Origin of the sequence: Oceanispirochaeta crateris (assembly GCF_008329965.1) — a bacterium.
Taxonomy (GTDB): domain Bacteria; phylum Spirochaetota; class Spirochaetia; order DSM-2461; family DSM-2461; genus Oceanispirochaeta; species Oceanispirochaeta crateris.
On sequence record NZ_CP036150.1, the window covers coordinates 195,898 to 220,805 of the forward strand.

Sequence of the window (24,908 nt, forward strand, 5' to 3'; positions counted from 1 at the left end):
TTTAATAGCTTATCTATGCGTTGAGTTCTTCAACTATTCTTTATCAAGACTGCCTTTTTTAGTTTTTGTTGCACCGTAAGCAATCAGCAGAAGAGTCCCGATAATGGCAACCGTTACGGAGTTCATAGCAGCCGCAACAATTCCCTGGGTAAAGACCAGGTTTACAGGTTCTTTATAGATCAGTATATCAAGGACAGGGGCAACTACAACCCAGGCTAGGATATTGCCGACAACTTGGATGACATTGAAAATAACAATAGATTTTCCTTTGAAAAGTCCTTCTTCGACACCTGTCTTTTTATAAGCAAGTCCATATGAGAAACCGCAAACGCCGCTGGCTATTACCCAACTCCACCAGGGAGAACCGTATTGCAGAGCATCTGAGAGGGCATGGCCGATAAACGCAATGAGTCCACCGGCAATGGGGCCAAACAGTACTGCAAAGAAAGCGCCAAGGCCGTAAGCGGTCTGTAGACTGGTTTCCGGGATGGGTGAAGGTACTTTAACATACATAAACAGCAGCATAAAAAGGGCTGCTCCAAGTCCTGTTGCCACAATAGTTCTCGTGCTTACCTTAAAGTAATCTTTCATAAATGTTCTCCTTAGGAAAAATGAGTCAAAAAGATATATGTTCAGGATGAAATATCATCAAGTTAATCATACTCTTGCAGCACAAGGAGTGTCAAATTAGTAGGCACTAATTTTTCATTAGTTCTTTTCATTTGGTCATCGAATGATAATTGAAGAATAAATTTAATCTTTTATTTTCATTAACGTAAAACTTGGTTTACAATTTTGGGTATACAACTTAAAGGAGAATTTCATGTTAAGAAAAGCTTTAACCGTTTTATCTGTCTTCATGCTTACAGTCGCTTCTGTATTTGCAGCAGGTTCTCAGGAAACTGCTGCTGCAGACAAGGGTAAGCTGGTGTTTTATGCTGGTCTTCAAGAAGATCATGCCGCCATGATTGCAGAGGAATTTGAAGCCGAAACCGGAATCAAAACAGACTTTGTCAGAATGAGCAGTGGGGAAATCCTCGCCCGTCTTAAGGCAGAGAAAGATAATATGTCTGCATCCGTATGGTACGGTGGTCCTGTCGATGGTATCGTTGCTGCAGATCAGGAAGGAATCATTGAAAAATACATTTCCCCGGAAGCTGTGAACATCAAAGAAGGATTTAAAGATCCCACCGGTGTCTGGACAGGTATTTATATCGGATATCTTGGATTTGTTGGAAACCAGAAGATGCTCGCTGAAAAAGGTCTGGAAATGCCCCAGTCCTGGGAAGATCTCCTGAAACCCGAGTATGAACAGGAAATTGTTGTTGCCCACCCGGGATCATCAGGAACAGCCTATACCATGCTGGCCACAGTTGTTCAGATGCTTGGAGAAGATCAGGCCATTGAATACTTTAAAAAATTCAGTCCCCAGGTAAGGCAGTACACCAAATCAGGAACCGCCCCCGGAAGGATGGCCGGTCTTGGTGAAACAACTGTGGGAATCACATTCCTTCACGACGCCATCAAGTACAAAAAAGAAGGGTATAGCGATATCGTTATATCAGCTCCTGTGGAAGGAACTGGATATGAAATCGGTGGAGTTGCCCTGTTGAAGAACAGTCCTGATCAGGACAATGGTAAAATCTTCATTGACTGGGTTCTGACAAAGAAAGTTCAGGAAATGGGACAAACTGTTGGATCTTTTCAGTTTCTTACCAATAAAGACGCTCTTCCTCCCGAGGAAGCCATGCCGATCAAGGATACAAAACTTATCGACTATGATTTTCAATGGGCTGGAGAAAACAAGAAGAGGCTTGTGCAGCGTTTCAGCGTAGAAACAAACACTACGGCTCCTACAGAATAGTGATAGAAGCCCTGCAGACGCAGGGCTTTTTCATGGCTCTAAATATTCACAACAAGGAGGCTTCATGACAACTACCAACAAACTTAAAATGAGAAGTAGTTTTAAATTGCTACTGAATCTAAAGAATGACCCGGCCCTGCTGGCTATCATTCTTTTCACACTGGCTCTTGTCACTTTCTTCATCCTCATTCCTCTCTATAATATTTTGCTGGAGAGTCTCACAAATCAAAAAATGATCAGTCTTCAGAATTACAAGGATGTTTTTGCCATGCACGGCAATGTCCAGATTCTGACAAACACCATCCTATTGGGCATTGTGACTGCTACTATCTCAGTCGCTATAGGATTTGTTTTTGCCTATGTTACGACTTATATGAAGATCAGGTTTAGAAGGACCTTTGATTTCATCGCTATTCTGCCCATCATCTCTCCCCCCTTTGTCGTGGCTCTGTCGGCCATACTTCTTTTTGGTAGGGTAGGGCTTATCACAAGAGGACTATTAGGCCTCAAAGATGCTGAAATCTATGGTTTTCATGGGCTGGTGCTCGTTCAGTCCCTGAGTTTTTTCCCCATAGCCTATATGATGTTAGTCGCTCTGCTTCAGAGGATAGACCCCTCTGTTGAAGAGGCATCAAGAGATCTGGGTGCCTCCAGATTCAAGGTGTTCACATCGGTGACGCTCCCCCTTATGGCCCCCGGCCTGGCGAATGCCTTCCTTTTGGTTTTTATTCAGTCCATTGCCGATTTTGCCAACCCCGTGGTTATTGGTGGAAACTTTACCACCGTTGCGGTCAAGATTTATCAGGAGGGGATTGGGAATTACCAGTTCGGTACGGCTACGGCTCTCGCTATGGTTCTGTTGTCTATTTCTATTTCTATTTTTGTATTACAAAAATACTATGTCAGCAAGAAGTCCTATGTGACAGTGACCGGTAAAGTTTCCCGGCACAGAGATTTGATCAGTTCCCGGAAAATTACAGTACCCGCTACTACAGTTCTCACTCTCTTTACGGTGTTTGTCATCATGATGTATATACTTATTCCCATCGGCTCCTTTGTGAAGCTGTGGGGAGTCAATTACACACCGACTCTGGAACATTACAGGTACATATTTAAGCCCAAACTGTTTCAACCCGTTGTGACAACGACGATTCTGGCTGCTGTGGCTACACCTGTTTCTGGGATATTGGGCATGATCATTGCTTTTTTGATTGTCAGAAAAAAATTCTTTGGAAAGTCCTTCATCGAGTTTACAACCATCATGGCCCTGGCTATTCCCGGGACCATCATCGGTTTAGGATATGTTATCAGTTACAATAAGAGTTACGGGATAGCTGGTCTGACTCTGATTCCCCCCATTACCGGAACGGCCTTTATCATTATTATGGCCTTTATTATCAGAAGTCTCCCTGTGGGAGTCCGGTCGGGAATTACCTCTTTACAGCAGATTGACCCGACCATAGAAGAAGCGGCTAGTGTACTAGGCGCTTCCAGCAGCAAAGTTTTTTCAAGTGTGACCATTCCTATGATTAAGAATGCCTTTCTCAACGGATTGATCTTTACTTTTGCCAGGAGCATGACCCTTGTAAGTACGGTTATATTTCTCATTTCGGCACAGTATAAACTGCTGACAACTTCCATCATGGCTCAAATTGATGTTGGTCGTATGGGTGTGGCGTCTGCTTACTGTACGATTCTGATTATCATTGTGAGTCTGGTAATGCTACTCATTAAATTTCTAATCAGGAATATCAGTACAGAATAGGAGATCTAAATTATGAACAAAAAAATGAAAGTAGAAATAAAAAACCTGACTAAAACATTTATCACCAATAAGAATGATCAGGTAAAAGCCGTAGATAATATCAATCTGACAATCAATCCAGGAGAATTTGTCTGTCTCCTGGGGCCCTCAGGATGTGGAAAGACAACGACTTTGCGTATGTTGGCCGGATTTGAAATTCCAACAAAAGGAGAGATCCTCATTGGGAATGAGAATGTCGCCAATTTGACACCAGATAAAAGAGATACGGCCATGGTTTTTCAGAACTATGCCCTGTTTCCCCATATGAATGTGTATGACAATATTTCCTATGGCCTGCGGATCAAAAAATTGCCTAAGGCTGAAGTGCATGAACGGGTCGATCGAATTCTGAAGCTTATGAAAATGGAAGACTTTGCCCAGAGAGTCCCATCGGAGATGTCCGGTGGACAACAACAGCGGGTTTCCCTAGCCAGAGCACTGATCATGGAGTCCGGTGTCCTTCTCTTCGATGAACCCCTGTCAAATCTGGATGCCAAGCTCAGACTCCATATGAGGGATGAGATCAGGAAAATTCAGAAAGAAGTCGGAATTTCTTCTATCTATGTGACTCATGACCAGGAAGAAGCCATGGGCCTCTCCGATAAGATTGTCATCATGAAGGACGGAACCATTCAGCAGATCGGTTCTCCCAGGGAGATCTATCAGAAACCCATCAATGCCTTTGTGGCCCAATTTATCGGGAGAGCCAATATTCTGGATGGACAAATTGTGGGAGACAAGGGTGATACGGTTGTTCTGGATGTGCATGGCGTTCAGTATGTCACGGAAAAAACAACAAAACATAAGGTTGGAGATAAGGTGCAGTTTATGATTCGTCCCGAGTCATTCAACACGAGTGAAAAGGATTTTAAAGCCGAAGTCACTAAGAGTGTCTTTATGGGCTCTCATCACGAATATGAGGTCTCTATATTCGGTAAGACCTTTGAAATCTCAGAGAATAATCCCATGAGAAAAATTACCGCCGATGTGGGAGAAATCCTTTCCTTTTCTATGGATCCAAACTCCATCCATATTTTGGAAAAATAGTTTCCCCTCCTAAGGGCCTATGAGTTCTCCCAGTGACAATTTCTTCCCTGGTATTGTCGCTGGAGAACTCCTTGTTTTTCACTGTCAGCCCAATCCTCTGAAAGTCATTTTAACGCGGAAGATCTGACAATTTTTTAGAAAGTACGGACCAGGTGACACCCTGCAGATTCGGGAAAAGGATATCGGCTCTATTGAGCTGGTTTTTTCGGCCAATTCCGGCGGTTTTCATTCCGGCGTTCTGCGCCGCTTCTATCCCGGCTGCCGCATCTTCAAAGACGAGGCATTCTCCCGGTTCTAGCTTTAGATCGCCGGCTCCTAGGAGAAAGACTTCCGGGTCGGGCTTGGCTCGGCTTGTTCTGTTTCCGTCCACAACGGCGTCCAGGTATCTTGCCAGTCCAGTCCTCTCCAAAATTAGAGGGGCATTCTTGCTGGCAGACCCAAGAGCTGTTTTTATTCCCGACTGTTTCAGCTCCTTCAACAGGTCAAGGGCTCCGGGGAGGATCCCCTCGGGAGTCATCTTGCCAATCATTTCTACATAGTTTTTATTTTTGCTTGCCATGGCAGACTCTTTTTCATCCTCTGATAGAGTTAGCTTACCCATGGACAGTAGTATTTCAAGAGATGCCCGGCGCGATACCCCCTTGAGTCTTTCATTCTCTTCTTCAGTAAATGAAAATCCAAGAGATTCTGCCAATTGCCTCCAGGCTTGAAAGTGATACCTGGCAGTATCCACAAGAACACCGTCTAAATCAAAAATAATCCCCTTAATGTTATGGCTCATGATTTTTCCTTTTGCGGATTGACCGTCTGTTTGCATGATTGATTGCAAGAATCGACATGTAGTAAGAGTGAATCTTTTAGTTCAGCTCCGGGGGAGAAACTGCAGATGCACTTTTTCTTCACAATCAATAATTCTATGACATTGAATCTGTAACTGCCAGGTCTATAGTTCATCCATCTCTATTTTTCATGTACCGTCGTCATAAAATAGGTCATGAAATATTCAGGGATTGCCAACCTCATAGAAAATCCGCTACTTTATGTCTTTCTTAGACGTTCTATATCAGGAGACAGAATATGTTCCATCATAAGCCAATACAGGAAATGGTGATCTATCAGATCTATACCCGGAGTTTTAAAGACTCCAACGGTGACGGTGTTGGAGATCTGGCGGGGGTCACAGAGAAACTGGAGTATTTGAGTTCTCTGGGAGTCGATATGCTTTGGCTGAGTCCATTCTGTTCCTCTCCCAATGACGATATGGGATATGATATTTCGGATTATCAGAACATCATGGTCGAAATGGGCAGTATGGAAGATCTGGAGAGACTCCTCGAAGAGGCCCATAAAAGGAATATCGGAATCATGATGGACCTGGTTCTCAATCATAGTTCTGATGAACATCCCTGGTTTGTTGAGTCCAGAAGCAGCCGGGATAATCCCAAACGGGATTGGTATATTTGGGCGGATGAGCCGAATAACTGGGACTCCTATTTCTGCCCTGAAGCCTGGGAGCTGGACGAGAAAACAGGTCAGTACTACTTACATATTTTTGGAGTGAAACAACCTGACCTGAACTGGAGAAATCAGGAGCTTAGGGAAGAGATTTTCCGCATGGTGGAATGGTGGCTTGAAAAGGGAATTGATGGACTCCGGTTGGACGCCATACACCTCATTGGGAAACCGGAAGGGAATCCTGATTATGTTCACGCTCCGGGAGAGAGCAAGCAGTTCTGTCATTTTCGAAATCATGAGCTGGGCCATAAATATATTCAGGAACTGCATAAACGGGTCTTTAGCCGGTATCATCCTGTCACTGTGGGTGAAACAGGCGGCTCTACACCCCAAAGTGCCCGGTTGTATGTGGATAAGGCGCGGCATGAGTTTGATATGATTTTTCATCTGGGCTTCCTGGAGGAAGGGGAGTTTGAGGAAAATCCCGCCCGGAATTACAAAAAGTTCTATGAAAAATGGTATGAACAGCTCTCTCAAGAGGGCTGGGATGCTGTTTTTCTAGGGAATCATGATCTGGCGAGGATGGTCTCGGTCATTGGAGATGAAGAACGTTACTGGAAGGAATCTGCCACCTGTCTTGCCACCATGATTTTGACACAGTGGGGAACTCCCTTCCTCTATCAGGGGGACGAGATTGGAATGGTTAATGCGGGATTCACCAGTCTGGATCAATTCAGAGACCCCCATACTACGATCAAATACAGAGTGGCTGAGGAAAAAGGCCAGGATACAGAAAAAGTGTTGGCTGATATCATTAAATGGGGACGGGACAACAGCAGAACACCCATGCAGTGGGATGACTCAGCCCATGGAGGTTTCAGTGAGGCAGAACCCTGGATCATGATGGCGCGGAACTGGCAGCATATTAATGTTGCCCGTCAGGAGGCTGATCCCTGTTCAGTTCTCAGCTATTATAAAAAGGCCATTGCCATGAGAAAAAGCAATCCCTGCCTCTCATACGGCCGGATGGAGATGGAAAAATCAGATCCTGCTGTTTTTGCCTACAGACGTAGTCATGAAGGATGTTCGGTGTTGGTTGTATTGAATTTGAGCTCATCCCCGGCCGCATTCAATATGAAAGCCTTCAATAAAGATCAAATCCTTCTCTCTAACTATCCAGGGATCAGGCAGAATGTTTCGGGTCTGTTCCTCAGGCCCTGGGAGAGTCTTGTTGTTAAAGATCGATAGATGATAAATCCTGAAAAAGCCCCGAATGGGGCTTTTTCAGGTCCAATAGTCCAGTGATTGGATCTTAGATTACTGCAGCAGCTGGAGAACTGACTGAGTTCTCTGGTTGGCCTGAGCCAACATGGCGTTGCTGGCCTGTGACAGAATCTGATTTTTTGTGAAGTCTACAGTTTCATTAGCCATATCCAGGTCCCTGATTCTAGATTCGGCAGCCTGAAGGTTTTCAGCACCGATATCAATTCCCTTGATAGCCATTTCAAGTCTGTTCTGGTAAGCACCCAGGTCAGCTCTCTGCTTATTCACTGTCTTCAATGCCTGATCCAGAACTCCGATGTTTCTGTTAGACTGTTCAGGGGTTGAGATTGACATGATCTCACCGCTGCCCAGCTGACGCATACCCAGAGCTTCCGCTGTCATTGTTCCGATAAAAACCTGCTCTTTCTGGTCCATGTTGGCACCGATGTGAAAGGACATTTCACCTGTAACAGTATTGCTGCCTGTCTCGGCGGCAAAACGGCCTGTAAGCATATTCATACCATTGAACTGGGCATGGGATGCTACACGGTCGAGTTCGTCTACAAGCTGTGAAACTTCAACCTGGATCTGCATTCTATCCTCAGAGGTGTAAATCCCATTGGATGACTGAACAGCCAGTTCTCTGACTCTTTGGATGATATCTGTGGTTTCCTGGAGGAAACCTTCTGTTGTCTGGATAAAAGAAATACCGTCTGCAGCATTCCGGGAAGCCTGGTTCAGACCGCGGATCTGAGATCTCATTTTCTCTGATACAGCCAATCCTGATGCATCGTCACCAGCCTTGTTTATTCTCATTCCGGATGAGAGTTTTGACATATTGCTCGCACTATTGTTGCCGGCAATGCCCAGATTTCTGTTGGCCGTCATGGCCGTGATGTTGTGATTGATAATCATAATTCCTCCGTGTGCTAGTACATTTTCAGGCATCCTTGCCTGGGCAGAAAATTCATCCACCAATATCTGTATCGGGGGCAGTATTCATAAAATAAAAAATTAATTTAAGGTGAATTTTGGGATGCTCAAGTATCGGTATGGACCATAAAGAGTTAAGGGTTTAATAAAAAAAAAAGAATCATTATTGTTTCTGCCTGTCCCTTCATTGTGAGATATTATGGATTCTGCTTTTCTGTGATTAGTCCTCGACAAAGCGATATGATCATTCTAAAATCAACTTCATGACCTCAAGCTCCGATTTTTTCTCCAAAACCCCCTTAGAACTGAAAAATCTCTCAGAAAATTTGGGAATTAGTCCTGAAACATTGAAAAGTTATTTTAAGGACAGGAAACTGCCCTCGGATGTGCATCTCCAAAAACTCTCAGAACACTTTCATTATAATAAAGAGCAGTTAAAAATACTTTGGGGGGTTGTGGACCGGGAAACTCTGGAGTATCTGCAAAAGAACCTGGATGTCATTCCCGCCTTGAAACCAGGAAAACGTAGAATCAAAAAGCTGAACCAGACAATGAATACTGATCTGGGAACACTCTATCGGAACGACTGTTTGGATGTCATGGCCGGCATGGAAGATGAGACAGTGGATCTGATATTTGCCGATCCGCCTTTTAATCTGAATAAAAAATATCCTTCGGGAATGAATGATCTGCTCAAGGAAGAAGAATATATCCTTTGGATGAATCGTTGGGTGGATGAGCTGTGCCGGCTTCTCAAACCAGGAGGAGCCCTATTTTTGTGGAATCTGCCCCGTTGGAATATTGAAATCTCAAAAAGACTGAATAAGTCTCTCTATTTTAAAAATTGGATTGCCGTAGATCTCAAATACAGCCTCCCCATACGGGGGCGCCTGTATCCCTCACATTATTCTCTGCTCTATTTTACCAAGGGGAAGAAGGCCAACACTTTCAATCCCGACCGTATTCCCATGCAGATCTGTCCCAAATGTTATGGAGACCTCAAGGATTACGGAGGGTATAAATCCAAGATGAATAAAAAGGGAGTCAATATTACGGATATCTGGACGGATATTCCTCCAGTGCGTCATGCTAAATATAAGAGGCGTAAAAACTCCAATGAGCTTTCTATCAAACTCCTGGACAGGGTCATCGAGATGGCATCCAAACCTGGAGATCTGGTGTTTGACCCCTTCGGTGGTTCAGGCTCCACTTATATCGTAGCCGAACTCAAAGATCGGCGCTGGATCGGGACGGACATTGGTCCTTCCGATGAAATTATCGCCCGGTTTAAAATTCTGGATACGGAGCGTCAGATCCTGGAGGATTACCGCAAGGATATGAACTGTCTGTTTACGGAACAGAGCCTTACTCAGAGGAAGAAGAGGAAACTCTGGACCAATGAAAGCTTTGAGGGCTCCTGAAATATCCATCCTGTGGTGCATCTCCCCCCTCATCGCTCAGGTTTGAACATATTAGACAAATCGTAAATACCTGTTATATTATGTACATTATTTCTACAGTCTTGCTACAGAAGGCGGCAGTACCGAAGGTTTGATCCTTCCCTCAAAAACTTTGATAGGAAATACCTAAATGATTCAGACAGACATTCTTGCTTTTTTTCAGACTCAGGCCAATCCTTTTTGGGATGGGATGGCCACGGGTATCACTATGTTTGGGGAAGAGCTGATTTATATCCTCATTATTGCTGTGTTTTTTTGGGGAATTTCCAAAAAAAAGGGCATGATCCTGGCATTTACTTTACTGACATCCCTGTTTCTCAATAATCTTGTGAAGATTCTTGTACATAGTCCCCGGCCCTTCGAGGTTCTGGACAATATCAATGGAAAACGGCTTAAAACGGCAACGGGGTACTCCTTTCCCAGTGGTCATACACAGGGAGCTTCCAGTTTTTACTTCACCCTTGTTTATCTCTTCCGGAACAGGCTTTTTCAGCTTTGCTGCCTGGTAATTTTATTCCTTGTCGGGATCTCCCGTCTGTACCTGGGGGTACACTGGCCCCTTGATGTGCTGGGCGGATGGTTTCTGGGGATCAGCACAGCCTGGCTGGTTGCGTCAAAGATCGACCGCCTCTGGGAGGACCCTTCCGGCTTGGAGCGACTTATCCTGATATTAAGCGGATTGACAATTCTATTTACAGCCATGATGTCCTTTCTAGAAGTGTTTTACTTTAGAGGCGCAGTCAAAACCGAGGATTTTTTCAAGGGGGCCGGTATACTGTTGGGCTGTTTTTCCGGATTTCTTATAGAGAGACGGTTCACTGATTTTTCTGCATCAAAGGGGACTCTCCTACAGAAAATCCTCAGAATATTCATAGGTATTTCAGGGATTGTGCTCCTCCAGGGAGGAGTCAAGGTTTTACTGTCCGATGCCGCATTCAGTCACCTTTTGAGATATGCCCTCATGGGATTATGGATGACCCTGATATTTCCATGGCTAGGATGCAAAGTCCGTCTGTTCGACAGTTCTCCCTTTGTGGGAGAGGCGAAAACTCAAGAGGAGTAAGAATAGAGCGCTTAACATAAAGTAGGGAATGATTTCAAGGCCAAATATCCTGGCTAGAATACCAGCCAGGGATGGAACGAGGGCCGCTCCAATTCCGGCTGCGGCAATCTGCATGCCTATGGTATGACTTTGAAACTTTCGTTCCACCCGTTTTTCCGTATCGGAAACCAGTCCAGGAAAAATAGGGGCTATGGCCAGTCCGCTTAATCCGATACCAAATATGCTTAAGCCGTTATGGAGATCCACAATAATAAAAACTGTTCCCAGGATGGCAAGGAAAATGCTGAAATAGAGCATAACAGAGACTGTCAATTTCCTATTGAACCAGCCGGCTAGAATACGGCCGATGGTAAACATTGCCCAGTAGGCCCCGGAAATGAATCCTGCAAGCGTGGGTGAGACTCCCCTTGATTCTGTTAGAAGGGTGTAAGACCAGAGGCCCAACCCCAGTTCTACACCTGTATAAATCATGAACATCAACATATTCAGCCAGGTCGTGAGTCTTCTCATTGTTTCTAAGAGGGACGCTTCTTCTTTTACATGAGTCTCCTCTTTCAGAGTCATATTGTGCCACCAGCCTCGGGTAAAAAGAAAAATCAATGCCAGAAGGATTTGGAATATGGTGACGATGATATAACCCCATTGCCAACGCTGGGTCAGTGTGATTCCCAGTGTCATGATTACTGGGCCGATGGTGACGCCCAAGCCAAAACTGGCATGAAGCCATTGCATCATACGGTCACTGTGATTCTGGGCAATATAGGTATTGATCCCCGCATCTACGGCCCCCGCTCCCAATCCTCCCAGGGTTGATGCTGCAACAAATAAGACCCATAGAGGGGTGATCGAGTTGATCAGGAGAGCAATGGCCGTCACAGCACAGCTCAGGCTGAGAAGTCCTCCCAGTCCTAACTTCTTGACCAATACCCCGCTAAAGAAACTGGAAAGAGTATAACCAGCCGTCGAAAATATAAGGAGGAGACCCATCGCATCCAGGGGAAGGGTAAAATCCTTCCTTATGCCGGGCCAAGCTACGCCCAGAAGCCCGTCGGGAAGGCCCAGAGAAATAAAGGCAATGAACGATAAAGCAATGAGGCTGATCCCTGTTCTTTTCATTTAGGTTCTTCCTATTTCAATGTATTGATTCCTTCCATATTAGACTAAAACATCCATTTTAATCTTGGATTTTAATAACATATGGTTCCAACTATATGGTATTCTCAATAAAAGGAGGGCCTATGGATTCAAAGAATGTCAACATCATCATTGATGGTCAGAGTATCAGCACTAGATCTGGAATGAGACTTCTTGATGCCGCCCGTGAACACGGGATTGATATCCCCTCTTTGTGTTACAAGAAACATATGCTTCCCCTGGACTCCTGCCGCATGTGTGTGGTCCGTGTAAAAGGTCTGGCCGGCTTGAAGAGTTCCTGTTCTCTTGTTGTGGAGGAGGGGATGGACATCTGCTCCATGGATGACGAGATTGAGGCTGTACGACGGACAACTCTGGAACTGATTCTTGCAGATCATGATTATGATTGTTCAATCTGTCACCAGGCGGGAGAGTGTACCCTGCAAGATCTAGCCTACCGGTATCAGATTGATGCTCAGGGGTGCAGAGATTTCAGAGCTGTTGAAGATCGTCCCGTAGTAGAGCCTGATGTCACTTCTCCGGTTTTGGAATTTGATCCGGGAAAGTGTATCCGCTGTGGAATTTGCATCCAGGCCTGTTCAGAGCTTCAGGGTAAGCATGTTCTGGATTTTATGGATAGGGGTATGCAGGTTTTTCCTTCACCAGAATACTGGACCTGGAAAGAATCCAGCTGCGATGGATGTGGAGAGTGTGTCCAGAATTGTCCTACCGCCGCCTTGACAGAAAAGCCCGTCAATGGAAGGTTTCGAATCAGTGATATTGATAAAAGAGTCCGGACAAGCTGCGGCTACTGTGGTGTCGGTTGTCAGATGGACCTCTGGGTCAGGAATAACCAGGTTGTCAAGGTGAGGGGGGCCGGAGCGGATGTTTTGCCCAACAGAGGACGTCTGTGTGTAAAAGGACGATTCGGATATCAATTCCTGGGCAGTCGTGAGCGTCTGAGGGTCCCTCTCATCAGGAAAAAGGGAACTTTTTGTGAAGTCTCCTGGGAGGAAGCCCTGGATTATACGGCACAAAAACTTGCAGAGATCCGGGATGAGTCTGGACCGGATTCTCTCGCGGGATTGGCCTCGGCCCGATGTACCAATGAAGAGAATTATATTTTTCAGAAATTCTTCAGGGCCGCCGTGGGGACCAATTCTGTGGATCACTGTGCCAGGCTTTGCCATGCCCCAACCGTCGCCGGGCTGGTTCGTGCCTTCGGGTCCGGTGCCATGACAAATCCCATTGAAGATCTGGCAGGGGCAGACTGCATTCTTGTTACGGGAGCCAATGTCTCTGAGACCCATCCGGTTACCGCTACCTACATTCGCAATGCCAGGGATAGAGGGGCTCAGATCATAGTCATTGATCCACGGAAAATTGATTTGATTCAAGGTTCGACTCTATGGCTCAGACCGAAGTCCGGTACAGACGTCGCCTGGATCAACGGCTTGATCCATATCATTTTAGAGGAGGGATTGGCCGACAGGGAGTTTATCAGAACCCGGACGGATAATTTCGTGGCCCTTGAAGAAGCCGTCAAGCCCTTTACTCCCCGCGTAGTGGAAGACATCTCGGGCATTTCTGAAAAGCAGCTGCGCCAGGCCGCCCGTCTCTATGGAGCTGCCTCTAAATCCTCCATTGTCTTCGCCATGGGCATCACCCAGCACATTACCGGTACGGATAATGTACTGTCTCTGGCCAATCTCGCCATGGTTTGCGGTCAGGTCGGCAGGGCTTCTACGGGAGTGAATCCCTTACGAGGACAAAACAATGTCCAGGGAGCCTGTGATATGGGGGGACTTCCTAATGTGTTTCCCGGCTATCAACATGTTTCAGATCCTGAGATCCGCTTAAAGTTTGAGACCGCCTGGGGGAGGGCCCCTTTAGCTGCAAAAACGGGTCTGACCGTGATGGAAATGATGAATTCCGCCTCGGAAGGCCGCGTCAGGGGCATGATGATCATGGGTGAGAATCCAATGCTCTCCGATCCGAATCTAAATCATGTAGAAGCCTCCCTGAAGGCCCTCGATTTTCTTGTGGTTCAGGATATTTTTATGACAGAAACCTCAGCATTGGCCGATGTTATTCTCCCGGCAGCGGCATTCGCCGAGAAAGAGGGGAGCTTTACCAATACGGGGCGCAGGGTGTTGAGAGTTCGCAAGGCCGTCGAACCTCCCGGAGAGTCCAGAGCAGACTGGCAGATTCTTACTGAAATTTCCACCCGCATGGGGTATCCCATGGCCTATAAAAATAGCTCACAAATCATGAAGGAAATCGCGTCTCTTACTCCCATATATGGGGGCATCTCCTATGAACGTCTGGAAGATGAAAATCTCCAATGGCCCTGTCCTTCACAGGAGCATCCTGGTACACCTTTCCTCCACAAAGAGCAATTTTCCAGGGGGAAGGGTCTGTTCCATCCCGTAGACTATATTCCGCCTGCTGAGCGTCCAGATAAGGAATATCCCTTTGTTTTGTCTACCGGCCGTTTACTCTATCACTATCACACCGCTACCATGACAAGGCGGTCTGAAGCCTTGAACGATTTTGCCCCGTCAGCCTATGGAGAGATCAACGGAGAAGACCTGGACCGATTAGGGGCCGGGGAGGGAGACCTTCTGAAGGTGACCTCCCGAAGAGGAGAGATCGTTGTCCCTGCCAGAAAGAGTGATCGTGTTGCCCCGGGAGTTCTTTTCATTCCCTTTCATTTTCATGAATCACCCGTCAATAGGCTGACCAATGATGCTCTAGACCCGGCTTCCAAGATACCAGAACTAAAAGTATCGGCCTGCAGGGTGGAGCTGGTATGATAAGTCTCAAGACAAAAGCGGGGCCCTTCGTCACCGCGGGAATCCTCACGGGAGGGGGAAGTCGCCGTTTTGGGCAGGATAAGGCCTTGTATCCCTGGAAAGGACAGACACTTTTAGAGTGGACACTACAGGGAGCCGCTTATATGACGGATAAAACGTATCTTCTGGCGAAGAGTCCAGAGGCTTATCTCTATACGGGCCTCCCCGTTTTAGAAGATTCATCTTCCGAATCTACTCCCCTCAACGGGATTCTCTCGGTCATCCCCTATGTGAAGGATTGGCTTCTTCTTTTGGCCTGTGATATCCCTTTTTTCGACTCCAAAGTCCTGGAAGCCCTTTGGGAATCCAGAAGCCGGAATGAGGCGACCATCCTCCGCTTAGCCGGAAAGTATCAGCCCTTTTTGAGCTTGTATCCTGATACGGTTCTGCCTCTGTGGGCTGAAGCTTTTCACTCTGGAGAGTATCAGCTGCAGAAGGTCATTGAGGGGATGCCCAAAATTGTTCTGGAGGAGGAAAATTTACTTTTGAGAGGCATCAGGCCCGAATGCTTTTCCAATATAAACAGCCCCACCGACCTGGAAAAACTGCCTCTATGATTATAAAAGAGGTCTCAATTGTCCGATATAATCATGGCCGTCCGGAAAGAAGGCCCGATAGGGTTATTTGTGAAAACTGGTTGTCCCTTTACCTGAATGGAACGCTCCTTCGGGAAATCCCGGTGACAAACCGGGATATTCCTGATCTGGTCACAGGAATTCTGTGTACAGAAGGCTATTTGAAATCAAAAGAACTCCCACAGATCATGCTGGAAGGTTCCATCTGCCGGGTCTCTCTGGAGGGAAACATTCAGGTCAAAACTCAGAGGGATCTTGTAGACTGCGCTTCCACACGGGTCGAGTTGGATGAGAACATTCAACCACTACGGCAGGGATCGCCTAGAACAGCCGATGATATTCTCTCTTTGGTTGCAGAATTTCAAAAAATTCCCTCGGTGTATCATGAGACCGGAGGGGTACACATGGCCGCCTTTGCCCAGGATCAAATTGAGTATTGGGCGGACGATATCAGTCGAAGGAATGCTGTGGACAAGGTGATCGGGAAGGGGTATTCAGGACATGTGGATTTTTATCAGGGATTGATCATCACATCCGGACGGATCTCATCGGATTTGATCTTGCGGATGGTCCACATGGGCATTCCCATGATTGTTTCAATCTCTGCCCCGACGGACAGGGCTTTATTTTTGGCCGAATCCTATGGTGTTACCGTCTGCGGTTTTGCCCGGGGACTGAGGATGAATATTTACACCCATGAAGAGAGGGTGGACACGGTTTCTAAAGGCCATTAGCTCTCCCCGGGCAGGAAGTATCGACCGGGGGCTCTCATAGACACTCTCTTAGACGGGGCTTTACTGTATTCCATAGATATCTTTGATTCTCTATAATTGCGCTATGAGTCGAAAATTTAACGGAAGATCCCTGGAGCTGTTGGCTCCGGCGGGCACATTTGATATTTATAAATCTATCATCCAAAGCGGCTGTGACGCTGTGTATTGTGGTGGCCAGGTTCTCAATATGAGGATGATACGAAAAGGGTATAACTTCAGTCATGAAGAACTGAAAGAGGCTGTTCAACTCGCCGGAGAAGCGGGAAAGAAAGTTTATATAACGGTCAATAGTCTCATCGATGACAAGGAAATTTCCCAGGCCGAAGATTATTTGGGCTTTTTGGAAGAGATTCAGCCCCATGCCATCATCGTGCAGGATGCTACAATCCTGGGAGTCGTAAAAAAGATGGGGCTTACTCTCCCGCTTCATTCTTCGGTGATGATGAATGTTCATAATATTGAAATGATCCGCTTTCTGGAACGGTATGGTGTGGAGAAAGTGGTTCTCTCCCGAGAAATGTCCCTTCAGCAAGTCAGACTGTTGGCGGAGCAGACTGATGTGGAACTGGAGTATTTTACCCATGGCGATATGTGTGTGACCCATGGTTCCCAATGCCTCTACAGCTCCTATCTTTTCGGAATGTCCAGCAATCGCGGCCGCTGCCTCAAGCCCTGCCGCTGGTCCTATTCCCGGGAAGGACATGAGGATGACAAACCCTTTCCCCTGGCGGTGAAGGATTTGAATCTTTACAGTCATCTGGGAGACATGATTCTCGCCGGTGTTTCTTCCTTCAAGATAGAGGGGAGGATGCGGCAAAAGGACTTCATTCTGAGTTTGGTCAACCGGTATGGAGAGGCTCTGGACCGGTTTCTGGATGATCCTCTGGGGGGAGCCCGGGCGGATGAGGCAGATATGGACGAGTTCAAGAAACGAGATTACTCCACGGCCTATGCCTTTGGAAATCCCGGTATGGCAAACATCAATACCAGGGGGGAGGGGTCCGGGCAGTTTTACTCGACAGGTAAGATGTTCAGCCTTCCTACTGCCGAAAAAGAGATCCCTCTATCAGGTTCCGGGAAGGACGTTCCCCTTCAGACAATTGATGAATCCCTTAAAATGACCGTCCGGGTGAATACGGCTGACCAGGCTCGGTTGGCTCTAGGCTGCGGTGCCAACAGAATCTATCTCACCACAGAACCCTTTGCTCCTGAAAGACCCATTTCCTTTCGGGAATTAGGGGCGCTCTCCAGGGAGTGTCATCTTCAGGGATGTGAGCTCTTTCTAGCCCTTCCCAGGATGACGAATGGGGAGCAAAATGACCTGATCCGGTCTTATTTTCAAAAGAATCCTCCCGTAAAGGGAGTGCTCGCCTGTCATGCCGGTGTATTTGAACTCATTGATTCCAAAAAGTACGGGATCATCTGTGATACAGGAATGAATCTGTATAATGCCGGAGCGGTAGAGTTTTATACCTCAGTGGGAGCCACTGGCTGGACTTCATCTCTGGAATTGCCTTTTGATTCTCTGGTCAGCCTGCCGCAAGAGGTGAAATCCAGAGACTGCTCTAGCTCTGGTGAAGTTGTGCTGCATGGTCTCCCCGGCGTGATGTATATGGATCATGATATCAGCGGTAATCGCGAGGACTGCATCGAACTGAATACTCCGGTTTCCAGGCTGACAGTCCGCCGGGACTGGTGGGACAGATATCATCTGATTCCTCATAAGGAACTCAGCCTCCTGCCGCTTTTGCCCGAACTGGTGAACGGCGGCTACAGATTCTTCCGTTTGGAGCTTCAGGCCTACACTCTGTCCGATTCAGAAACCATTATGAAGGCCTATCGGCAGGCATTGGATGAACCCTCCAGAGCCCCCGAAATCTTCAATGCATTGAAACCCTGTTCAGGAGGATATACTTATGGCGCTCATCAATTCTGATTATTCTGGTCCTGAGAAAATTCTTGAAAAGAAAAAAGACTTTCTTATGCCCTGTTCCTATCATTTTTATAAAAATCCACCCCAGCTTGTGAAGGGCAAGGGAGCTACTCTTTTTGACAGCAAAGGGAAGGAATACACCGACTTTTTTGCCGGCGTCTCTGTCATGAGTTGTGGCCATTGCAATGATTTGATTAACAAACGGGTGATGGACCAGCTTCAAACATTGCAGCACACCACATCTATCTATCTGACTCAGCCCGTGGTGGATCTGGCGGAGCAGCTGGCATCGGTTTTGCCGGGAAATCTGAGGCGCAGCTTTTTCTGCAACTCGGGTTCGGAGGCCAATGAAGGGGCAATGCTTTTGGCCAGGGTTTATACGGGTAAAAAAGAATTTATTGCCCTGGACGGGAGCCTTCATGGGAGAACTTTCCTCAGTTCTGGTGCCAATGGTATCCCCATGTGGAGGACTGACCCCTTCTGTGATGAAGTTCCCGTACATTTTGCATCTTCTTCGGAAGATGTTAAGAAAATTATGGAAGAAAAGGGAGACAGAATTGCCGCACTGCTGGTTGAACCTATTCAGGGGAATGGCGGAATCCGGCCTCTTCCTTCTGATTTTTTTACATCCCTCCGCCCAATGATGAAAGAAAAAAAGATCCTTTTGATCTGTGATGAAATCCAGACGGGTTTTGCCCGAACCGGGAAAATGTTCGCCATTGAACATTATGGTGTTCAGCCGGATATTCTGACAGGCGCCAAAGCTCTGGGAAACGGGTTTCCCATTGGCTTTTTTGCCTCAACCGATGCCATTGCCTCCACTTTTACCAAGCCTTCAGCCTCCACATTGGGGGGAAACCCTGTCTCCTGTCAGGCTGGTTTGGGAGTCTTGGAATTTATCAGGAAAGAAAATCTGATTGAACAGGCTCGGATAAAGGGTGAACAGTTGAAAAAGGGACTCCTGGAGATCAGCCGGGACTGCCCCTTCTTGGGGGAACCCCGGGGATTCGGGCTGATGCTGGGGCTTCCCGTATCCTCATATCAGGATATGGACGGAGCTGAGCGTTGCGATCTGATTCTGGAGGAGATGAAAGATAGGGGATTTCTCATCGGTAAAAACGGGTTGGGCCGGGATGTTCTCGCCTTTCAGCCTCCTTTGGTGATCAGTTCAGAGATGATCAGTCTCATGCTTGAAAATTTAAAAAAAACAGTCAGGAAGTAACAAATGAAAAAACTATTGATACTCTTATTTGGTTTCACTTTGGTGTTTATGGCCGCCGCCTCAGGGCAGAATGAATCTTCTGAAGAAACGAGGAGTATTCGAATTGGCGTGATGCCCGATGCGGGTGCGCTTCCTCTTTTTCTGATGGACAATGTGGAACCCGTGCCATTTATGAGTGCCAAGGAACGGGATACCGCCATGCAGATAGGCGAACTGGATGGAATCATGACAGACCTTGTCTCTGTTGTCTCCTTCGGTCAGAAGGGGATGCCCCAGAAGGTTCTCACCATCACTGAGAGCCGTTTTATGATCGTTGCTCATCCCGAATTCGATGACAATTCCCTCTGGAGCATAGGGCTCTCGGATAATACGGTTATTGAGTTTATGGTGGATCAGATGGCGGGAGAACGTGAGATTGAGAAGGTCTCCATACCCCAGGTTCCTGTTCGGATGGAAATGCTGGGGAACGGTAAGATTCCTCTGGCCTGTTTAACCGATGCCATGGCCTGGCCTCTCCTGAGCCGGGGATTCCCAATTGTCGTGGATCAGGCCGACACAGGACTGGAACCAGCAGTTCTTGCCTTCTCTGAAAGCTTTGTTCAGGATCATCCCCAAGAGCTGAGTGACTTTCGGGATCAGTGGGATGAGGCTGTGAGTCAAATCAATGCTGACCCCGATCGATACCGATCTCTTCTTCTGGATAAAATACGTCTTCCCGATGATCCTGAGAATCCCTATCCGGTGCCTCACTTTCGCCCTGTGATACTCCCTCCTGTCGATACGGTTTCCAGTGTACTTCAATGGTTTGAAGCCAAATATGGGCTGGAACATTCTGTCAGCTATGAAGATATTATAATTTCACAAGGGAATTGATCCCTGCTGTGGACTCCCCCTCCAGCTCTCACTATAATCGGCATATGTCTTATAAAAATTTGCAGGATTTTATAGCCCGGCTTGAAAAGGAAGGGGAGTTGAAAAGAATCAGCGCCCCGGTCAGTCCAAAGCTGGAGATAAGTGAAATTACCGATAGGGTGAGTAAGCAGAGCGGTCCTGCTTTGCTCTTCGAAAATGTTGAGGGGTCGGATTTTCCGGTTCTGATCAATGCCATGGGCAGTTACCGGCGTATGGCCATGGCTCTAGGAGCTTCGACTCTGGATGAAAAAGCGGCGGAGCTGGAAGAGCTCATGGATTGGGCTTTCTCTCAGATGCGCCGCTTGGATGTGATGAGCTTTTTCCCTAAGATCAAATGGGCCCGCCTTTTTCTGCCCCACAGGGTTTTAAAAGCACCCTGTCAGCAGGTTGTGGATCATAATCCGGACCTCAGTACCCTTCCCGTTCTCACCTGTTGGCCCGGGGATGGCGGCCCTTTTTTTACCCTGCCACTTGTGATCACGAAAGATCCGGAAACAGGTTCCCAGAACATGGGAATGTACCGTATGCAGGTCTATGATAAAAATACAACGGGCATGCATTGGCATCACCATAAAGACGGGGCCCACTATTTTCACAAATACAAAGAACGGGGGGAGAGGATGCCTGTGGCTGTGGCTCTAGGAGATGATCCCGCCGTCACATACGCCGCAACGGCACCTCTACCAGAGGGTATTTCTGAGTTATTCTTTGCCGGTTATCTTCGGGGAAAACCCGTGGAAACAGTCAAATGCATCACTTCGGATTTGCAGGTACCCGCCCAGGCCGAGTTTATTCTGGAAGGCTACGTCGATCCGGAAGAGCCCCTGCGCCGGGAGGGTCCCTTTGGTGACCATACAGGGTATTACTCCCTGGAAGACGATTATCCCGTGTTTCATGTAACGTGTATCACCCGGAGAAAAAAGCCGGTTTTCCCTGCCACCATTGTCGGTCAGCCTCCCATGGAAGACTGCTATATTGCCAAGGCCACGGAGCGGATTTTTCTGCCTCTCCTCAAAAAGATGGTACCAGAAATGGTCGATATGAACCTGCCCCTGGAAGGTGTTTTTCATAACTGCGCCATTATTTCCATCCACAAGCGTTATGCGGGGCAAGTCCAGAAGGTTTTGAACAGTATCTGGGGAATGGGACAGATGATGTACACCAAGATGATCATCGTTGTGGATCATGATGTGGATGTTCAAAACCTGAGTCATGTCATGTGGAAGGTTTTCAACAATATTGATGCCGAAAGGGATCTGATTATGAGTCAGGGTGCGTTGGATGCCCTGGACCATGCCTCTCCCCGGTCCCGTTTCGGTACCAGGCTGGGGGTGGATGCGACTCGAAAAGGTCCTCTAGACGGGCATGAACGAGAATGGCCCGAAGACATCGTCATGAGTGAAGATGTTAAAAAACAGGTGGATCTCCGATGGAAGGAATTGGGTTTTGAGTAAAATGGAAAAGCTCCGCCGGTTCATCCGCCGGGAAACCCGGCGGGGGCAGGGAATCAGCCGGGCCGTCATGCTGGAGCATACTCTGTTTTCCCTCCCTTTGGCGATTTGTGCTTTTTTACTGGAAAGCGGAGGACGCCCCGGTTTTTCCACTGTCCTCTGGATTCTGCTGGCTGTTTTTGCGGCCCGGAATGGAGCCAATGCTCTTAACCGTCTGATTGATAGAAAAATTGATGCCGAGAACCCCCGCACTGCCGATAGAGATCTGCCCTCGGGACGGGTGAAACTCCGTGATCTGTGGATTTTTACAATCGTCTGCGGCCTGCTTTTCCTTTTCTCTGCGGCTATGCTGAATCCTCTCTGCCTGTTCCTGGTCCCATTGGGAGCCCTGCTCATCGGCGGTTATTCTTTTACTAAACGTTTTACATGGCTCTGTCATTTCTGGCTGGGTATTACCTGTTCTGCCGCTGTTATGGGCAGTTTTCTAGCCCTGAGCGGACGCTTTGAAATCCGCTACTTTCCACTGACAATCGCCGCAGCTCTTTGGATTGCCGGCTTTGATATCATCTATGCCCTTCAGGATATTGATCATGACCGATCTCACGGCATTCACTCTGTACCGGCTCGTTTTGGCTATCCTGGAGCCCTATACATAGCGGGAATGAGTCATGGGGGAACCCTGTTTTTTCTGCTGGTGAACATGGCCTTTTTTAAGGTTGGTCTATGGTATGCCGCGGGAGTCGTTATTGCGGCTCTCATTCTGGTGGCCGAACACATCCTCGCCTGGAAGGGGGATGTAAAATGGATTCCTTTGGCATCCTATCACCTGAATCAGATCCTCTCCCCTGTGGTTCTTCTCTTCACAGTTCTGGATATTTATATGCCGGGAGGCCTGTATGGTCTCTGATTCTACGCCGCTTATTCTGGCAGTGACAGGAGCCAGCGGTTCCTTTTACGCTAAGGCTCTTGCAGAAAAGATAATTAAGAGGGGTCTTTCTCTCCATCTTTTGATCAGCAGGACTGCCCCCGAAGTATTCCAGAAAGAGACGGGAAGCTCCATGGATCAATGGTTGGAGGAGTTGAGTTCAACGGGGATGGTGACCCTAGAAAGCCTTGGAAACCTGGGGGCTTCTATTTCCAGCGGTTCCTACCTGACCCGGGGAATGATCATTGCTCCCTGCAGTATGGGGACTCTTGGAAGAATTGCCGCTGGAATTTCCGGGAACTTGATAGAGCGGGCAGCGGATGTCTGTCTCAAAGAGAGACGGAGACTGGTCCTGCTGACCCGAGAATCTCCCCTTTCGGCCATTCACCTGGAAAATATGCTCCGCCTCACCCATGCGGGTGGGGTCATCATGCCCCCCGTCCCAGCCTTTTATACCCTTCCCAAGAATCTCAGTGATATTGTGGACTATACGGCCGAACGTGTGATGGATATGATGGGTCTTCCATCGGAGGATATCCCGAGATGGAGTCCAGGAGGCGATTCAGAAAATGATTGATTTTCTGGATACAGCATTTTCTTATGCGAGTGATAAACCCGTTTTACCCGGTTATCGTGACAGTTGGGAGACGGGGTTGATACATTCTCTTATAGGACCATCGGGCTGTGGTAAGAGTACTCTTCTGTATCTTATGGCTGGTCTGATTCAACCTCTCAGTGGTGAGATTCATATCCATGGGAAGAGCCCTCAACCGGGTAGGAGGGAGACCGGTGTCATTCTGCAAAATCACGGCCTATTCCCCTGGAAAACAGCCTGGCAGAATCTGGCTTTAGGACTTGAAATCCGGGGTGTGAAGAAGAGTGTCATCCATGAGAAGGTCCGTCAGGTTGTTAAAGACCTCGCCCTGGAAGGGAAAGAACACTCCTTTCCAAAAGATATGTCAGGAGGCGAAAGGCAGAGACTGGCCATCGGACGATCCATGGTTTCGGATCCTGACCTGTTACTGCTGGATGAACCTTTTTCGGCCCTGGATGCCATGACCAGAGAAAGGCTTCAGGATAATTTATGGCAACTGCAGCACAAGGGGCCCTCCCACTCTTGCGGGCTGACAGTCGTCCTTGTTACCCACAGTATCGAAGAGGCTGTTTTTCTCAGCGACCGGATTCATATCATGGACGATCAGGGAGGAATCCGGTCCCTGTCAAATAAGACATCGGGTCCCGGGAGCAGGATGGATGCATCCTACTTTGAAGCCTGTGTTCTTTTAAGAAAGCAGTTTGAGCTTCATTCCAGGGGGAAAATATGAAGAAAATGCTCCCACCTCTTGTCCTTCTCATCGCCCTTTGGTGGTGCAGTTCCCTGATCATTGACAAGCCTTTTTTTCCAACGCCTGATCGCGTTGTTCTGGAAATGGTGCAACAGTTCCTTATGGGGGATTTGACATCACATTTGATGACCTCCCTCTTTAGAGTCTTTGCCGCGCTTGTTTTTTCATTCTTTCCTGCTCTTTTTCTGGGGATTGCCGCCGGAAGGAGCCCCGGTTTTGATTCCCTTATCAGCCCGGCAGTTTATCTCCTGTATCCCGTACCCAAGGTAGCCCTTCTTCCCATCATCCTCCTCTTTTTGGGACTGGGAAATTTTTCCAAGATATTCTTTGTTTCTCTCGTTGTTTTCTTTCAGTTCTATCTGAATCTGAGGGACGAAACAGCGGGTATCAGCCGTCAGTATTTTGATTCTCTCACATCTTTGGGAGGGAGTAAGAGGAATGAGTTAAGGCATATCATCCTCCCGGCTTTGATGCCCCGTATTTTTTCATCCCTTAGAATGACCCTGGGTACTGCCATTGCCATCCTTTTTTTGGCAGAGACCTTTGCCACCAGGAGAGGGATCGGCTGGTACATCATGGATGCCTGGTCTCGCATCGCCTATACGGAGATGTATACGGGCATACTGGCCTTGAGTCTGGCGGGATTTTTGCTTTTTTTGATCCTTGATCTCTCAGAAACCTTTTTCTGTCGCTGGAAATAATACCTTTAGATGATTATTTATCGATAAATACTTTACGAAATAAAAAAACAGTCCTATAATAGCAAACTCTAGCTCCGATTCAGGATTTCCTAAGGGCAAACTCTTAGCCTATGGGTTCTGAACATTGGGTGCCCTGGAAACGGTGGTTGCCTCCCGCGTTTGAAAAGGAGACTATACGCACGAGGGAGGAGT

The 24,908-nt window shown here is 47.4% G+C and carries 21 protein-coding genes and 1 riboswitch; of the genes, 17 read left to right on the forward strand and 4 right to left on the reverse strand.

Going from position 1 to position 24,908, the window contains the following annotated elements; translation table 11 throughout:
* Nucleotides 1-33: 33 nt before the first annotated feature.
* Entirely contained in the window at nucleotides 34-591 is a 558-nt protein-coding gene (locus EXM22_RS00850) for an ECF-type riboflavin transporter substrate-binding protein (RefSeq protein WP_149484689.1), read from the reverse strand.
* A 232-nt stretch (nucleotides 592-823) separates the two neighbouring features.
* On the opposite strand from EXM22_RS00850, the gene EXM22_RS00855 reads away from it, so the two are divergent.
* The 3 genes from EXM22_RS00855 (at nucleotide 824) to EXM22_RS00865 (ending at nucleotide 4,715) form a co-directional block, all read left to right on the forward strand.
* Nucleotides 824-1,864 carry an ABC transporter substrate-binding protein gene (locus EXM22_RS00855; protein ID WP_149484690.1) on the forward strand — a complete coding sequence of 347 codons (1,041 nt, stop codon included), beginning with the start codon at nucleotides 824-826 and terminating at the stop codon, nucleotides 1,862-1,864.
* A gap of 64 nt (nucleotides 1,865-1,928) precedes the next feature.
* A complete protein-coding gene (locus EXM22_RS00860) occupies nucleotides 1,929-3,629 on the forward strand; it encodes an ABC transporter permease (RefSeq protein ID WP_246157054.1) in 1,701 nt (566 codons plus the stop codon).
* Between the two features lie 12 nt (nucleotides 3,630-3,641).
* Complete coding sequence (locus tag EXM22_RS00865) at nucleotides 3,642-4,715, forward strand: ABC transporter ATP-binding protein (protein WP_149484691.1); 1,074 nt, start codon at nucleotides 3,642-3,644, stop codon at nucleotides 4,713-4,715.
* 109 nt (nucleotides 4,716-4,824) lie between these two features.
* Here EXM22_RS00865 and pgmB read toward each other — a convergent pair whose 3' ends face one another.
* Nucleotides 4,825-5,496, reverse strand: a complete 672-nt coding sequence (pgmB, locus tag EXM22_RS00870; RefSeq protein WP_149484692.1) for a beta-phosphoglucomutase — start codon at nucleotides 5,494-5,496, stop codon at nucleotides 4,825-4,827.
* Between the two features lie 296 nt (nucleotides 5,497-5,792).
* Between pgmB and EXM22_RS00875 the strand changes: the two genes are divergently transcribed.
* Nucleotides 5,793-7,418, forward strand: coding sequence for a glycoside hydrolase family 13 protein (locus EXM22_RS00875; protein WP_149484693.1), 1,626 nt, complete (start codon nucleotides 5,793-5,795; stop codon nucleotides 7,416-7,418).
* Between the two features lie 69 nt (nucleotides 7,419-7,487).
* Here EXM22_RS00875 and EXM22_RS00880 read toward each other — a convergent pair whose 3' ends face one another.
* Nucleotides 7,488-8,348, reverse strand: a complete 861-nt coding sequence (locus EXM22_RS00880; RefSeq protein WP_149484694.1) for a flagellin N-terminal helical domain-containing protein — start codon at nucleotides 8,346-8,348, stop codon at nucleotides 7,488-7,490.
* Between the two features lie 281 nt (nucleotides 8,349-8,629).
* On the opposite strand from EXM22_RS00880, the gene EXM22_RS00885 reads away from it, so the two are divergent.
* Together EXM22_RS00885 and EXM22_RS00890 are read left to right on the forward strand one after the other, a co-directional pair.
* Nucleotides 8,630-9,787, forward strand: a complete 1,158-nt coding sequence (locus EXM22_RS00885; RefSeq protein ID WP_149484695.1) for a DNA-methyltransferase — start codon at nucleotides 8,630-8,632, stop codon at nucleotides 9,785-9,787.
* A 169-nt stretch (nucleotides 9,788-9,956) separates the two neighbouring features.
* Entirely contained in the window at nucleotides 9,957-10,889 is a 933-nt protein-coding gene (locus tag EXM22_RS00890) for a phosphatase PAP2 family protein (RefSeq protein ID WP_149484696.1), read from the forward strand.
* On the opposite strand, the gene EXM22_RS00895 is transcribed toward EXM22_RS00890, so the two are convergent.
* The gene (locus EXM22_RS00895; protein ID WP_168203267.1) at nucleotides 10,821-12,005 is read right to left on the reverse strand and encodes an MFS transporter; all 1,185 of its coding nucleotides are present in this window, start codon (nucleotides 12,003-12,005) and stop codon (nucleotides 10,821-10,823) included. The genes EXM22_RS00890 and EXM22_RS00895 overlap by 69 nt on opposite strands.
* Nucleotides 12,006-12,127: 122 nt before the next feature.
* On the opposite strand from EXM22_RS00895, the gene fdhF reads away from it, so the two are divergent.
* The 11 genes from fdhF to EXM22_RS00950 all read left to right on the forward strand — a co-directional run bounded on the left by fdhF (nucleotide 12,128) and on the right by EXM22_RS00950 (nucleotide 24,716).
* The gene (fdhF, locus tag EXM22_RS00900) at nucleotides 12,128-14,839 is read left to right on the forward strand and encodes a formate dehydrogenase subunit alpha (protein ID WP_149484697.1); all 2,712 of its coding nucleotides are present in this window, start codon (nucleotides 12,128-12,130) and stop codon (nucleotides 14,837-14,839) included.
* A complete protein-coding gene (mobA, locus tag EXM22_RS00905; RefSeq protein WP_149484698.1) occupies nucleotides 14,836-15,435 on the forward strand; it encodes a molybdenum cofactor guanylyltransferase in 600 nt (199 codons plus the stop codon). The genes fdhF and mobA overlap by 4 nt, the downstream gene beginning before the upstream one ends.
* The gene (gene fdhD / locus EXM22_RS00910) at nucleotides 15,432-16,187 is read left to right on the forward strand and encodes a formate dehydrogenase accessory sulfurtransferase FdhD (protein WP_168203268.1); all 756 of its coding nucleotides are present in this window, start codon (nucleotides 15,432-15,434) and stop codon (nucleotides 16,185-16,187) included. The genes mobA and fdhD overlap by 4 nt, the downstream gene beginning before the upstream one ends.
* 103 nt (nucleotides 16,188-16,290) lie before the next feature.
* Nucleotides 16,291-18,162 (forward strand): U32 family peptidase, encoded by a 1,872-nt coding sequence (locus tag EXM22_RS00915; RefSeq protein WP_149484700.1) that lies wholly within the window; start codon nucleotides 16,291-16,293, stop codon nucleotides 18,160-18,162.
* The gene (locus EXM22_RS00920) at nucleotides 18,143-19,381 is read left to right on the forward strand and encodes an aspartate aminotransferase family protein (RefSeq protein WP_149484701.1); all 1,239 of its coding nucleotides are present in this window, start codon (nucleotides 18,143-18,145) and stop codon (nucleotides 19,379-19,381) included. The genes EXM22_RS00915 and EXM22_RS00920 overlap by 20 nt, the downstream gene beginning before the upstream one ends.
* A gap of 3 nt (nucleotides 19,382-19,384) precedes the next feature.
* The gene (locus EXM22_RS00925; protein WP_149484702.1) at nucleotides 19,385-20,254 is read left to right on the forward strand and encodes an ABC transporter substrate-binding protein; all 870 of its coding nucleotides are present in this window, start codon (nucleotides 19,385-19,387) and stop codon (nucleotides 20,252-20,254) included.
* A gap of 44 nt (nucleotides 20,255-20,298) precedes the next feature.
* Complete coding sequence (locus EXM22_RS00930) at nucleotides 20,299-21,747, forward strand: menaquinone biosynthesis decarboxylase (protein WP_149484703.1); 1,449 nt, start codon at nucleotides 20,299-20,301, stop codon at nucleotides 21,745-21,747.
* Nucleotide 21,748: 1 nt separating this feature from the next.
* Nucleotides 21,749-22,651, forward strand: coding sequence for a 4-hydroxybenzoate octaprenyltransferase (locus EXM22_RS00935; protein WP_246157099.1), 903 nt, complete (start codon nucleotides 21,749-21,751; stop codon nucleotides 22,649-22,651).
* The gene (locus tag EXM22_RS00940; RefSeq protein WP_149484705.1) at nucleotides 22,641-23,246 is read left to right on the forward strand and encodes a UbiX family flavin prenyltransferase; all 606 of its coding nucleotides are present in this window, start codon (nucleotides 22,641-22,643) and stop codon (nucleotides 23,244-23,246) included. The genes EXM22_RS00935 and EXM22_RS00940 overlap by 11 nt, the downstream gene beginning before the upstream one ends.
* Nucleotides 23,239-23,994: an ABC transporter ATP-binding protein gene (locus EXM22_RS00945; RefSeq protein ID WP_149484706.1), complete on the forward strand. Its 756-nt coding sequence runs from the start codon at nucleotides 23,239-23,241 to the stop codon at nucleotides 23,992-23,994. The genes EXM22_RS00940 and EXM22_RS00945 overlap by 8 nt, the downstream gene beginning before the upstream one ends.
* A complete protein-coding gene (locus EXM22_RS00950) occupies nucleotides 23,991-24,716 on the forward strand; it encodes an ABC transporter permease (RefSeq protein WP_149484707.1) in 726 nt (241 codons plus the stop codon). The genes EXM22_RS00945 and EXM22_RS00950 overlap by 4 nt, the downstream gene beginning before the upstream one ends.
* 60 nt (nucleotides 24,717-24,776) lie before the next feature.
* A riboswitch (molybdenum cofactor riboswitch) is annotated at nucleotides 24,777-24,900 on the forward strand.
* The last annotated feature ends 8 nt before the right edge of the window (nucleotides 24,901-24,908 follow it).